General features: G+C 71.2%; 12 protein-coding genes. 8 read left to right on the top strand and 4 right to left on the bottom strand.

Annotated elements, in window-relative coordinates; all coding sequences use genetic code 11:
• Positions 1 to 7: 7 nt before the first annotated feature.
• Positions 8 to 625: a TetR/AcrR family transcriptional regulator gene (locus HII36_RS19415; protein ID WP_173524627.1), complete on the top strand. Its 618-nt coding sequence runs from the start codon at positions 8 to 10 to the stop codon at positions 623 to 625.
• A gap of 122 nt (positions 626 to 747) precedes the next feature.
• Positions 748 to 1797 carry an LLM class flavin-dependent oxidoreductase gene (locus tag HII36_RS19410; RefSeq protein WP_173524626.1) on the top strand — a complete coding sequence of 350 codons (1050 nt, stop codon included), beginning with the start codon at positions 748 to 750 and terminating at the stop codon, positions 1795 to 1797.
• Positions 1798 to 1817: 20 nt separating this feature from the next.
• Here the strand turns inward: HII36_RS19410 and HII36_RS56685 are convergent, their stop codons facing one another.
• Complete coding sequence (locus HII36_RS56685; RefSeq protein WP_173524625.1) at positions 1818 to 2234, bottom strand: ATP-binding protein; 417 nt, start codon at positions 2232 to 2234, stop codon at positions 1818 to 1820.
• A 14-nt stretch (positions 2235 to 2248) separates the two neighbouring features.
• On the bottom strand, positions 2249 to 3019 hold the full coding sequence (locus tag HII36_RS19400; protein WP_173524624.1) for a SigB/SigF/SigG family RNA polymerase sigma factor: 771 nt from the start codon (positions 3017 to 3019) through the stop codon (positions 2249 to 2251).
• 176 nt (positions 3020 to 3195) lie between these two features.
• Between HII36_RS19400 and HII36_RS19395 the strand changes: the two genes are divergently transcribed.
• Positions 3196 to 3552 (top strand): STAS domain-containing protein, encoded by a 357-nt coding sequence (locus HII36_RS19395; RefSeq protein ID WP_173524647.1) that lies wholly within the window; start codon positions 3196 to 3198, stop codon positions 3550 to 3552.
• A 19-nt stretch (positions 3553 to 3571) separates the two neighbouring features.
• On the opposite strand, the gene HII36_RS19390 is transcribed toward HII36_RS19395, so the two are convergent.
• Positions 3572 to 4291: a GAF and ANTAR domain-containing protein gene (locus HII36_RS19390; protein ID WP_173524623.1), complete on the bottom strand. Its 720-nt coding sequence runs from the start codon at positions 4289 to 4291 to the stop codon at positions 3572 to 3574.
• 58 nt (positions 4292 to 4349) lie between these two features.
• On the opposite strand from HII36_RS19390, the gene HII36_RS19385 reads away from it, so the two are divergent.
• From HII36_RS19385 to HII36_RS19375, 3 genes are all read left to right on the top strand, one after another.
• Positions 4350 to 6179: a SpoIIE family protein phosphatase gene (locus tag HII36_RS19385; protein ID WP_236003651.1), complete on the top strand. Its 1830-nt coding sequence runs from the start codon at positions 4350 to 4352 to the stop codon at positions 6177 to 6179.
• A gap of 106 nt (positions 6180 to 6285) precedes the next feature.
• Positions 6286 to 7389 carry a glycosyltransferase gene (locus HII36_RS19380; RefSeq protein WP_173524622.1) on the top strand — a complete coding sequence of 368 codons (1104 nt, stop codon included), beginning with the start codon at positions 6286 to 6288 and terminating at the stop codon, positions 7387 to 7389.
• Positions 7390 to 7515: 126 nt separating this feature from the next.
• A complete protein-coding gene (locus HII36_RS19375; protein ID WP_173524621.1) occupies positions 7516 to 8235 on the top strand; it encodes a glycoside hydrolase family 16 protein in 720 nt (239 codons plus the stop codon).
• Here HII36_RS19375 and HII36_RS19370 read toward each other — a convergent pair.
• Positions 8227 to 9279: a PucR family transcriptional regulator gene (locus tag HII36_RS19370; RefSeq protein ID WP_173524620.1), complete on the bottom strand. Its 1053-nt coding sequence runs from the start codon at positions 9277 to 9279 to the stop codon at positions 8227 to 8229. The two genes, HII36_RS19375 and HII36_RS19370, sit on opposite strands and share 9 nt — an antisense overlap.
• 76 nt (positions 9280 to 9355) lie before the next feature.
• Between HII36_RS19370 and HII36_RS19365 the strand changes: the two genes are divergently transcribed.
• Together HII36_RS19365 and pruA are read left to right on the top strand one after the other, a co-directional pair.
• Entirely contained in the window at positions 9356 to 10273 is a 918-nt protein-coding gene (locus tag HII36_RS19365) for a proline dehydrogenase family protein (RefSeq protein WP_173524619.1), read from the top strand.
• Positions 10274 to 11899 (top strand): L-glutamate gamma-semialdehyde dehydrogenase, encoded by a 1626-nt coding sequence (gene pruA / locus HII36_RS19360; protein ID WP_173524618.1) that lies wholly within the window; start codon positions 10274 to 10276, stop codon positions 11897 to 11899.
• The last annotated feature ends 15 nt before the right edge of the window (positions 11900 to 11914 follow it).

The raw sequence follows: 11914 nt of genomic DNA, 5'->3' as shown, positions 1-11914 counted from the left end.
AGGTCAGATGAGCCGCGCCGAGAACCGCGAAAGCCGGCGTCATGACATCGTCGAGGCGCTCTTGCGGGTGATGGGCGCGCGCGGGCTGCACGCCGTCACCATGCGGGCTGTCGCGCTCGAAGCGGGCGTCTCACTCCACCTGGTGCAGCACTACTTCGAGACCAAAGAGCAGCTCATGCACTTCGCGCTGCAACGGCTCGCCGAGCAGATGGCCGAACGGCTCAAGACCAAGCTGATCGACGCCCGGCGACCGCGCGAGGTGGTGGAGGTCGTTCTGGCCGAGGCGGTGCCGACCGACGAGCGCAGCCGGATCTTCCACCTGGCCTACACCTCGTACGCGATCCTGGCCGTGACCGACGAAGCGCTGGCCGCGCATCCCTTCCTGGCCGCCCCGGACGCGATGGAGACGTTCGTGGCCGGCCAACTGGCCCAGGCGCGGGCCGACGGTGATCTGGCGGCGGGCCTCGACCCCCGCGCCGAGGCCGTGGTCCTCCTGGCCATGGCTGCCGGGCTGGGAATCGCCGTACTGGCCGGGCAGCGCAGCGCAGAGAGCGCGCTCGCGGTGCTGCACGGCTGGCTCGCCCGGATCATCCCGGCCCCGGGCGACTCAGGCGAGGCCCAATGACATCTCGCCGCCCGCGTTCGGCGCCACGGACGTCTGCCCGGTGAGACGATCGGGCTGCTCGCGGGGCGAAGGCCAGGGATGCCGCGAGGGCCCATGAACGTCCATCCAGTCACGGAGGCATCATGCGCAAGGGCATCGTCGTCGCGGCCGAACCCGGCGTCGAAGACCTGGCCGTGCGGGCCGAGGAGCTGGGCTTCAGCAGCTTCTGGGTCTACGACACGCCCCTGCTCCACGGTGATCCGTTCGTCGCGCTGGCCCTCTGCGCCAAGGTCACCCGCCGGATCAAGCTCGGCATCGGCGTGACCTCGCCCCGGGTACGGTCGCTGCCCGCGGCGGCGAGCGCGGTCGCCGGGCTCAACGCGCTGGCGCCCGGCCGGATCATCTGCGGCGTCGGCACCGGGAACACCGCCAGGCGCGCCCTGGGAATGCCGCCGACCACGATGGCCGAGCTCGAGGCGTTCACCGCCGGCCTGCAGGCCCTGTGCGCCGGGGGCTCCGCCGAGTACCGCGAGGGTGACCGGGTCCGCGACATCCGGCTCCTGCAGGCCGGGCAGCACGTGAACACCGCCGATCCCGTCGAGTTCCTGGTGGCCGCGACCGGGCTGAAGGCCGCCGCCGTGGCCGGCCGCCGCGGCGCCGGCGTCATCTCCTTCGCGAGCCTGGACCCCGCCGCCTGGCACGCGCGCGATCACGCCCGCCGGCAGGCCGCCGACGTCCCCACCGACGCCCCCGCGGACGCCCCCGCCGACACCGGCTCCTACCTCATGACCGCGCTCCACGTGCTCGGCGACGGCGAGGACCCCTACGGCGACGCGGCCAGGGACGCCACGGGCCACGTCGTCATGTCCTTCCTGACCTTCGCCGCCGACACCCCCGCCTTCGCCGAAGGGCTCGGCCCCGAGGAACGCGCCGCGGTGCGGGCGCTCCTCGACCGGCGGGGCACCACGATCGACGCGCCCAACCGTCACCTCGCGCTCTACCCCGGCTACCTGGGACGCATCGCACCGGCGGACCGGGACCTGATCCTGCCGTCACTGATCGACGCACTCACGCTGGTCGGCACCAGGGACGACCTCCGCGCCCGCATCGCCACCCTGGAACAGGCCGGGGTCGACGAGATCGTCATCCATCCGGTGGCCGATCCGGCCGAGTTCGCGAAGCTGACCGTCTGAGCCCGACCGCGCCGAACGCGTCAGTTCTTGCCCGAGAACCGCATGACCACCGTGCTGCCGCCGTCCCCGACGTTCAGCGCGAGGTCGGCGGACAGGAGCCGGGCGACCCACAGCCCCATCCCGCCGACCGCGCCAGGCAGCGGCCCCGGCTTCCACTCGCCCTCGTCGTGGATCTCCACGACGAGGTCTCCCCCGTTGGTCTCCCACGTGCGCATGCGCCCGATGTCCGCGCCGTGGGTGACGGCGTTGGTGGCGACCTCGTTGACCGCGATGACGAAGTCGCCGATCGCCTCGTCGGACATGCCGGCCGCGCGGGCCTCGTTCTCCGCGAACTGCCGCAGCCGCGGCAGGTCCGGCAGCGTGAAGCGGACCTCTTTCGCGGGCGCGCCGGGTGGCGGGCCCGCGGCGCCCGCCTGAGGCTCTACGTCCTCGTTCACCCGGCAGCCCACCTTCAGCCGACTAGCTCGGACCGTAGCTGATCCAGGACCTTGCGCAGAATCCTGGACACGTGCATCTGCGAGATGCCGAATTCCGCCGCGATCTCGGCCTGGGTCATGTTGCCGAAAAACCGTAGCAGCAGGATGTGCTTCTCGCGCGAGGGAAGCGCGTCGATGAGCGGCTTGACCGCTTCCCTGTCGACCATCGTGCTGAGCGTGTCGTCGTCTTCGGGGATGACGTCGCCCAGCGAGGCCGCGTCGTCGTCGGTGCCCAGCGGCGCGTCGAGCGAGAGCGTGCTGTAGGCGGCCGAGGCGTCGAGCGTCAGCAGGACGTCCTCCTCGGTGATGTTCATCTTGGCGGCCAGCTCCGCCACGGTCGGCGAGCGCCCGAGATCCTGGCTGAGGTCGGCGACGAGCCGGTTCAGCTCGGAGCGTCGCTCCTGGTAGAGGCGGGGGACGCGGATGGCCCAGGTGCGATCGCGGAAGTGGCGCTTGACCTCGCCGGTCATCGTGACGACGGCGTAGCCCCTGAAGGCGTGGCCCAGCGTGGGGTCGAAGCCGTTGACGGCCTTCATCAGCCCAACATAGGCGGCCTGGAGCAGATCCTCCAACGGCTCGCCCCGGTAGCGGTAGCGCCTGGCGATCTCCATGGCGAGCGGGCGGTGCATCTCGACGATGCGCTCGCGCAGCCGCTCCCTGTGGCCGTCGGGTGTGTCTTCCCTGACCATCTCGGCCAGGAGTTCTTCGGCGGTCATCTCCTCGAGTACGTATTCCTGCACAGCCATCGCTGCTCCTCATATGGGTCGCAGGGCGGCCTCCGCCAGCAGAAAAAGCCCAGGCAGAGGCACGCCTCGCTCTAGTCTCGAGACGAAAGCCCTCTGCTGGACTTCGGATCCAGTCTCCCCCCTTGGCGCAGAAGTATTCCTCCCTCGGGCGGTGACAGTAGGGTTGCTCCGTGACAATGCCGGAAAACGGTGAGGGGCCCGTGGCGGCCCTGAACCTGACGTCGTCGACCGTGGCCGAGATCACCGTGGTCAAGGTCGACGGCGTGCTCGACGCCACCACGCGGGAGCAGTTCGCCGACTATCTCTCGCTGGCCGCCTCCGATCTGATCCTGGACCTGGGCGGAGTGACGTTCATGGATTCGCGCGCGCTCGGCCTGATCGTCCACCACTGGCAGACGAGCCTCGCCTCGGGGGCCAGGTTCGCGCTGGTGGGGGTCGAGTACTCCAAGTCGAAGGTGATGTGGATCACCGGCCTGGCCCAGCGGCTCCCGCTCTACGACACGCTCGACGACGCCCTGGCCGCCATCGGCTGAAGCGGGTCGGGGGCGCCCCTCAGGAGCGGCGCGACTTGCGCTGGTGCTCGTCCACCAGCAGTTTGGCCAGGTCGGCCACCTTGACCTGGTGGTGCTGCGAGATGCGGCGCAGTTCCTCGAAGGCGGCCTCGGCGGTGCATCCGCTGGTCTGCATGATGATGCCCTTGGCCTGGTCGATCACCGATCGGCCGGCCAGCGCCTCCTGCAGCTGGGCCGCGTCGGTGCGTACCTCGTCGAACTCCCACATGTTCGCCATGGCCACCCCGACCTGCTCGGTCAGCATGTCGGCCAGGGAGTGCGCGCCCTGCGGCGAGAACGCGCCGGGCCGCACCGAGTACAGGCCGACGACCAGCAGCACGGGCGGCACGTCGATGGGCACGATGAGCACCGAGCGCACCCCCCACCGGGTGGCCAGCGCGTCGTAGCGCGGCCAGCGGTTGTCGCTGAGCACATCGGTCACCGTGGCCCGGCCGCCGCTCTGCCTGGCCGCGATCGAGGGGCCTTCGCCCAGTTCGCGTTCGCCCTCCACGAGCATGATGAGCTCGCTGTGCGAGCCCGAGACCAGGACGCGGTTGTCACGCCAGTGCTCGGCCGAGCCGCCGGCGCAGCCGGGTACGCCCGCGGCCAGAGCCGTGGTGAGGCCGCGCAGCACGCTCTCCGTGGAGGTGTCCTCGCCCAGTCGCCCCAGCGCCGCCAAGTCACGGGCGAGGCCGGGGGTGATCATCGCCGTCGATTCCATAGCAACAAGCACCTACCCCTTATGGCTAGCTATATCCCCTGTGGCGTAGCGTCGGAGGATGACCATGCCGGACCTCGAACACGCGCTGGACGCACTGGTGGGTCGCGTCTCCTCGCTGCGTGAGGCGAGGGCCGCGTACCCCTCCGACCTCGCGCCTACCCTAGACGCGGCGCTCGCCGAGCTCGACACCGCGGCGGAGCTGCTGCACGAAGCCCGCGTAGAACTACGCAAATCACCCAAGCGTGGCGGCAAGAAGGACGCCGGGCAGCGCGAGCTGAAGCTGCTGCGCCAGGTGTTCCGCGCCTTCCCGGTGCCGGTGATCGTGCTCGACGGCGGCGGCGTGGTCAGGCGGATCAACCCGGAGACCTCGCGCGTGCTCGGCAGCCCCGACGGCTACCTGGTCGGGCGGTCGTTCCCGCTGCTGGTGGACGTCTCGCGGCGGGCGGCGTTCCGCTCCCACCTGACGTCGGTGCTGCAGACCGGGCAGCCGTCGGCGTTCGAGACGCGGCTGGCGCACCAGGGCCGCACGCACGTCGTCCAGCTCGCGCTGACCAGGCTGACCATGCCCGGCGAGCCGCAGCAGATGGTGGCGGCGGTGGCGCTGCCCACCGAGGTGCAGCTGCCCGAGCCGGGCGCGCGCCGGCCCGAGCAGTCCGACGGCGCGCTGCTGATCGCCGCGGCCAGACGCCAGGACCTGCTGACCAGGACCGCCACGCTGCTGCTCGACGAGGAGGCGCTGCGCCAGCCGGTGGCGCTGCCGCGCACCACGCGCATGCTGGCCGCCGACTGGGCGGACTGGGTGATCGCGGACATGGTGCGCGACGGGCTGCCCCGCCGCTCGATCGTGGTCGCGCCCAAGAGCCACCCGGTGGGCGACCTGGCGCGGCAGGTGGAGTCGTGCGACCCGGCCGGCAGCCAGGTGGTGTCGCAGGTGCTGGAGCGCAGGTCCGGCGTGGTGCACGAGATGGTGGACGACGAGACGCTGCTCGGCTTCTGCGCCGAGGGGCCGCTGCTGACCGCGATGGGCGCGGGCTCGCTGGTGTGCGTGCCGATCGGCGCCGGGGACGGCGCGCTGACCCTGGTGCGCACGCACGACAAGCCGCCGTTCACGCTGGCGGACCTGAGCGTGCTGCAGGAGGTGGGGCTGCAGCTCGGGCTGGCGGTGCGGGCGCAGAGCAGCTTCCAGAGCCGGTCGCGGGCGGCCGACGCGCTGTCGGCCAGCGTGGCGCCGCGCAACCTGCCCAACGTGCCCGGTTACGAGGCCGCGGCGATCTACCATCCGGGCGCGTCGGTGGGCGCGGAGTTCTACGACGTGTTCCCGGTCTCGGGCGGCTGGGGCTTCGCGATGGGCGGCGCGGCGGGCAAGGGCGAGGAGGCGGCCTCGGTCAGCGCCATGGTGCGCGGCGGGCTGCGCGTGCTCAGCGTCTGGGACGACGATCCCGGCCTGGTGATTCGCAAGGTCAACGAGGCCCTGGTGGCGCAGGGCACGGGCATGTTCGTGATGGCTCTGGCCGGGTTCGTGCAGGGCAGGCGCATCCGCCTGGCCTCGGCCGGGCACCATCCGGCCGCGCTGCTGCAGCCCGACGGCAACGTGCGTTTCGCGGCCGGCGGCGGGGTGCCGCTGGGCATCTCGCCAGAGGCGGAGACCGGCACGGAGGAGCTGACGCTGCGCGTCGGCGAGACGCTGGTGCTGTACTCGGAGGGGCTCATCTCCTCCAGGAACGAGGCCGGCGAACCGTACGGCGAGGAACGGCTGGCCGACATGCTCGGCCGGTGCGCGGGCCAGGCGCCATCGACCGTGGTCAAGGCCATAGAGGCGGACAGAAGCGTCTTCTCCGGCGGGCAGGTCTGGGACGAGATCGTCGTCCTGGCTCTGCGAGGTGTCTGATCTGAAGGGGTTTGCGGTGAGCTCAAACCTGGGTATGGTCGAGTCGTAGACAGAAGTGCCTAAGACGCAGGCACGCCTTGAACGCTTTCCACGCTTGAGGTGTGCCATGAATATCGCGATCGTCGCTTCCGCCGCAGGTAACCAGCGCCACCGCATTCTCGCCGTCGCACGTGAGCTGGGCCGCGAGCACCAAGTCACCATCTACTCCCGCCGTGACAACACCGAGGGAAAGCCCAAGACGCGGGTGTCCCCGGGGGTCACGCTGGAGCACATCGACGTGGGCCCGGCCACGGACTTGTCGCCCGACGACGTGGTGCCGTACCTGAACGACGTGGGCGCGCACCTGACCAAGCGCTGGAACCAGGACCGGCCCGACGTGATCCACGCCCACTCGTGGACGTGCGGCCTGGCCGCGGTGAGCGGCGCCAAGGACCTGGGCGTGCCGGTGACGCAGACGTTCCACACGATGGACACCACGCACATGAAGCTGGAGCGGGCACTCGGCCGCCGCGCGAACGCGGTCATCGCCGGTTCGGGCGACGAGGAGTCCGCGCTGATCAGGCTGGGCGTGCCGCGTCACAACATCGCGGTCGTGCCGTACGGCGTCGACACCGAGCGTTTCCACCGCCAGGGGCCCGTGGCCGGCAAGGGCGCGCGCAAGCGCCTGCTGCACGTCGGCCCGCTGACCCCGGATCGCGGGGCGTACACGGTCGTGCGGGCCCTGCCGGGGCTCACCGACGTCGAGTTCGTCATCGCGGGCGGGCCCGAGCCCGAGGACCTGGAACAGGACAGGGACGTCCGGCGCCTGCGCGCGCTGGCCGAGCAGCTCGGCGTCGCCGACCGGGTCACGCTGCTGGGCCAGGTGAAGCGGGCCGCGGTGCCCAAGCTCATGCGCAGCGCCGACGCGGTCATCTCGGTGCCGCGCGAGGCCGTGACGGGCATCGTCGCGCTGGAGGCGATGGCCTGCGGCGTGCCGGTGATCGCCTCGGCCGTCGGCGCGCACCTGGACTCGGTCATCGACGGCGTCACCGGCCTGCTGGTGCCGCCGGACCGCCCGGCGCGTACCGCGAGGCTGGCCCGCGAGCTGCTGTGCGACCCCACGCTGCGTACCGCGCTCGGCTACGCCGGCGCCGACCGCGCCCGCTCGCGTTACTCGTGGGAGCGCGTCAGCCAGGAGCTGGTCCGGGTCTACGAGGCGGCCTGCGCCTGACGAGCCCCCGGCCCCGGCAGGTGGCAGCGGCCACCTGCCGGTCGGGCGCCGCGAAGCATGACGCCGATGGGGCGAATGGGACTGTTGGGGTGTTACCCGAGTGAAATCTTTGCTTCGATAGACCGCATGTCCTCACGCACTTCGATCGTGGCGGCGGCGGTGCTCATCACAGCCGCCGGCCTCCCTCAGAGCGCGCAGGCGACGGCGGGCTGGGGCAAGCCGGTCCTCGTCGAGAACTTCAACGGCTCGTCGGTCGACACCGGCAAATGGATGATCTACCACTCGCCGCAGGCGGAGACCAACCCGCGCACCGGCCGGGCGGCCACCGTCTCGAACGGCGTGCTGCGTCTCAAGGGCGGCAGGTACGGCGGCAAGGACCTGTCGGGCGGCATCGCCACCAAGCGGGCCCAGAAGTACGGCCGCTGGGAGGTCAGGTTCAAGGCCGAGGCGGGCAACGGCTACACGCCGGTGGCGCTGCTCTGGCCGACCAGGCAGGGCGAGGGCGACGACTACGCCGAGGTCGACTTCGCCGAGATCGTCGATCCCAAGAGGCAGGGCGGCGGCATCTTCATCCACTCCGGCCACGACCGGGCACGCAAGACGCTGCGGGCCGACTTCACCAAGTGGCACACGGTGGCGGTCGACTGGCTGCCCGGGCGCATGACGTTCTGGCTGGACGGCAGGAAGGTGTGGGACTACCGCGGCCCGCACGTGCCCGAGGGCCGGCCGATGGGCCTGGCGCTGCAGAACGACGTGGTGTGCGAGCCGCGCTGCCGCGACTCCACGACGCCCGACACCGTCTCGATGTACGTCGACTGGGTCAAGATCTACCAGCTGTCACAGTAGCCTCGCGGCTTTCAGCGCCAGGTGCACGGCCAGCCGGTCGTCGCCGTCGGCCAGGTCGCGGTGCGTCAGCCGCTCGGCCTTGCCCAGCCGGTAGTACAGGGTCTGGCGGTGCACGCCCAGCTCGGCCGCGGTCTTCTGGACGTGGCCGCCGTGGTCGAGGTAGACCTCCAGGGTCTGGGCCAGCTCGGCGTCGAGCGAGGCCGCCTCGGCGGCCAGTTCGCGCAGGTCCGACTGGCCGAGCCGGGCCAGCAGGCGGTGCGCGCCCAGGTCCTCCCAGCGGGCGATCGGGGCGAAGCGCGGGAAGTGCTCGGCGATGCGCAGCGCCTGGCGGGCCTCGCGCCAGCTCTGCCAGGCGTCGGCCGGATCGGTCCTGGCCGTGCCGACGCCGGCCGCGGTGCCGTACGCGCTCCGCACGGTCTGGGCCACCTCGGCGGCCAGATGGGCGGGGGCGAGCAGCGCAACGGGCGAGCCGGTGCGGGCCAGCACGCCGCGCGGCAGCGTCCACAGCGCGGCCACCCGCTCCTCGGACTCGCGTACCGCGACGGCGGTGACCGGGCCCTCCACCTCGATGGAGGCCTCGGCGCGCTCCTCGGGGTCGGACGACAGCAGCGCGCTCAGCCCGCGGCCGAGGTCCTGCCTGCTCCTGGCCTCCTGGGCGAGCGCGCTCGCGGCCTTGGCCACCAGCGGCCCCGCGCCGGCCAGCCGGTCGTCGGTGAGCGAGCCGGAGTCGAGCAGCCACAGGTAACCGTAGGTGACGTCACCGTGACGCAGCGGCCAGCAGACCCGGGCGAGCACCTTGAGATCGTCGTCGGCCGGGATCCTGACGGGCCCGGCGGCCTTGGCGATGCCGTAGCGTTCGAAGTAGTCGCGTACCTCGCCGGTGGCGCGCCGGCGCAGGATCGACTCCTGGCGGACGGTGTCGATGTCGCCGTGCTGAGCGCCGTAGGCGAGCAGGCGGAACGACCGGTCCTCCAGCGTCGCGGACGCCCCCAGCCGGGTGGCGATCTCGTCGACGATTTCCTGTAGGTCAGAGGTGTTGTGCATTTGTATGACAGCCTGCCACATCGTGCGTTACGCGCGTTCATAGCCCTGCCCTGAGCTGGGTTTTTAGACTGAAGCCATGCTGGGTCAACTGCTACTTGCCGCCTCTCGGAGCGGGATCGTGCGCCGTTCCGTGTCAGGCTTCCCGCTCACCAGGAAGGTGGTCGAGCGGTTCGTCGCGGGCGAAGGCGTTGAGCAGGCCCGCGCCGCCATCGAGCGGCTGCGCGACGCCAACCTCGCCGTCACGGTGGACCACCTGGGTGAGGAGACGCGCGACGCGGACGCCGCCGCGGCCACCGCGCGGGCGTACATCACGCTGCTGGAGGCCGTGCGCCCGCTGGAGCTGGGCCGCCGGGGCGAGGTGTCGGTGAAGCTGTCGGCGATCGGGCAGGAGCTCGACGACGCGATGGCCCTGGAGCACGCGCGGGAGATCTGCGCCGCCGCCGCGGCCAACGGCTCGACCGTGACGCTCGACATGGAGGACCACACCACCGTCGACTCGACGCTGGGCATCCTGCGCAAGCTGCGCGAGGACCACCCGTCGACCGGCGTGGCCATCCAGTCGTACCTGTTCCGCAGCGAGGAGGACTGCCGCGACCTGGCGGCGGAGGGTTCGCGCGTGCGGCTGGTCAAGGGCGCCTACCGGGAGCCCGCCTCGGTCGCGCACCAGGACAAGTCGGCCGTGGACAAGGCGTACGTGCGATGCCTGCGCATCCTCATGGCGGGGAAGGGTTACCCCATGGTGGCCACGCACGACGACCGGCTGATCTCGATCACCGAGCTGCTGGCCGACAGGTTCGGCCGGAGCGTCGGCGACTACGAGTACCAGATGCTCTACGGAATCCGGACCGACCGGCAGGAGGCCCTGGCAGGGGCCGGCCACACCGTTCGTGTCTACGTCCCCTACGGCGACGACTGGTACGGCTACTTCATGCGCCGCCTCGCCGAGCGCCCGGCCAACGTCGCCTTCTTCCTTCGTGCCCTTGGGGGTAAGTAAATGGATGCCATCAGCAACGTCCCCGTTCCCGCCAACGAGCGGATCTACGGCTACGCGCCCGGCAGCGCCGAGCGGGTCGCCCTGGAAGAGCGCATCAAGCAGCTCGCGGGGTCGTCCATCGACCTGGCCATGACCATCGACGGCGAGCAGCGGCTCGGCGGCGGCGCGCCCATCAACGTGGTGCAGCCGCACAACCATGCCTCCGTCCTGGGCCGTACCAACGACGCTACGGCTCAGGACGTGCAGGACGCCATCGACAGCGCCCTGCGCGCGGCGCCCGCCTGGCGGGCGCTGTCGTTCGACGAGCGGGCGGCGATCTTCCTCAAGGCCGCCGACCTGCTGGCCGGCCCGTGGCGGGCCACGCTGAACGCGGCCACCATGCTGGGCCAGTCGAAGTCGGTGCAGCAGGCGGAGATCGACGCGGCCTGTGAGCTGATCGACTTCCTGCGCTTCAACGTGTCCTACGCCCGCCAGCTCTACACCGACCAGCCGATCTCCTCGCCGGGCGTGTGGAACCGGATGGAGTACCGGCCCCTCGAGGGCTTCGTGCTGGCGATCACGCCGTTCAACTTCACCGCCATCGCCGGCAACCTGCCGACCTCGGCGGCACTGATGGGCAACGTGGTGGTCTGGAAGCCGTCGCCCACCCAGCAGTTCGCCGCGCACTTCACCATGCGGCTGCTGGAGGAGGCCGGCCTGCCGCCGGGCGTGATCAACCTGGTCACGGGCAACGGCCAGGCCGTCTCGCAGGTCGCGATGGCCCACCCGGCCCTGGCCGGCATCCACTTCACCGGCTCCACCCACACCTTCCAGCACCTGTGGGGCACGGTCGGCGCGAACATCGCCTCCTACCACGGCTACCCGCGCATCGTCGGCGAGACCGGCGGCAAGGACTTCGTGCTGGCCCACCCGTCGGCCGACCCGGCGGTGCTGACGACCGCGCTGGTCCGCGGCGCGTTCGAGTACCAGGGCCAGAAGTGCTCGGCCGCCTCGCGCGCCTACGTCCCGCGCTCGGTGTGGAGCCGGATGCGTGACGAGTTCGTCTCCGTCGCCGAGTCGCTGACCGTGGGCGACGTGACGGGCGACCTGTCGACGTTCATGGGCGCGGTCATCGACGACCGGGCGTTCGCCAAGCACAAGGAGGCGATCGACCGGGCGCGCGCGGCCTCGAACATCGACGTGCTCACCGGCTCCTACGACGACAGCGTCGGCTACTTCGTCAAGCCGACGATCCTGGAGTGCGCCGACCCGGCCGACGAGATCTTCGTCAAGGAGTACTTCGGCCCGATCCTCGGCGTGCACGTCTACGAGGACCGCGACTTCGACCAGGTGCTCGACCAGATGGAGGGCATCGCTCCCTACGCGCTGACCGGGTCGATCATCGCCCAGGACCGGTACGCGATCGCCTCGGCGTCGGAGCGCCTGCGCTTCGCCGCGGGCAACTTCTACGTCAACGACAAGCCCACCGGGGCGGTCGTCGGCCAGCAGCCGTTCGGCGGCGCCCGGGCCTCGGGCACCAACGACAAGGCCGGCTCGATCTTCAACCTGATCCGCTGGGTGAACGCCCGGACGATCAAGGAGACGTTCGTGCCGCCGACCGACCACCGTTACCCGCACATGGGCTGATATTTCGCGACAACG

Origin of the sequence: Nonomuraea antri (assembly GCF_013283785.1) — a bacterium.
In the GTDB taxonomy this organism is placed as follows: Bacteria; Actinomycetota; Actinomycetes; order Streptosporangiales; family Streptosporangiaceae; genus Nonomuraea; species Nonomuraea antri.
This window is presented reverse-complemented; position numbering and strand designations above follow the sequence as displayed.

Excerpts from the sequence above, each read along its gene's own strand:
- HII36_RS19415 (WP_173524627.1), top strand. The coding sequence starts at position 8 with ATGAGCCGCGCCGAGAACCGCGAAAGCCGGCGTCATGACATCGTCGAG.
- HII36_RS19410 (WP_173524626.1), top strand. The coding sequence starts at position 748 with ATGCGCAAGGGCATCGTCGTCGCGGCCGAACCCGGCGTCGAAGACCTG.
- HII36_RS19400 (WP_173524624.1), bottom strand. The coding sequence starts at position 3,019 with ATGGCTGTGCAGGAATACGTACTCGAGGAGATGACCGCCGAAGAACTC.
- HII36_RS19395 (WP_173524647.1), top strand. The coding sequence starts at position 3,196 with ATGCCGGAAAACGGTGAGGGGCCCGTGGCGGCCCTGAACCTGACGTCG.
- HII36_RS19390 (WP_173524623.1), bottom strand. The coding sequence starts at position 4,291 with ATGGAATCGACGGCGATGATCACCCCCGGCCTCGCCCGTGACTTGGCG.
- HII36_RS19385 (WP_236003651.1), top strand. The coding sequence starts at position 4,350 with ATGACCATGCCGGACCTCGAACACGCGCTGGACGCACTGGTGGGTCGC.
- HII36_RS19380 (WP_173524622.1), top strand. The coding sequence starts at position 6,286 with ATGAATATCGCGATCGTCGCTTCCGCCGCAGGTAACCAGCGCCACCGC.
- HII36_RS19375 (WP_173524621.1), top strand. The coding sequence starts at position 7,516 with ATGTCCTCACGCACTTCGATCGTGGCGGCGGCGGTGCTCATCACAGCC.
- HII36_RS19370 (WP_173524620.1), bottom strand. The coding sequence starts at position 9,279 with ATGCACAACACCTCTGACCTACAGGAAATCGTCGACGAGATCGCCACC.
- HII36_RS19365 (WP_173524619.1), top strand. The coding sequence starts at position 9,356 with ATGCTGGGTCAACTGCTACTTGCCGCCTCTCGGAGCGGGATCGTGCGC.
- pruA (WP_173524618.1), top strand. The coding sequence starts at position 10,274 with ATGGATGCCATCAGCAACGTCCCCGTTCCCGCCAACGAGCGGATCTAC.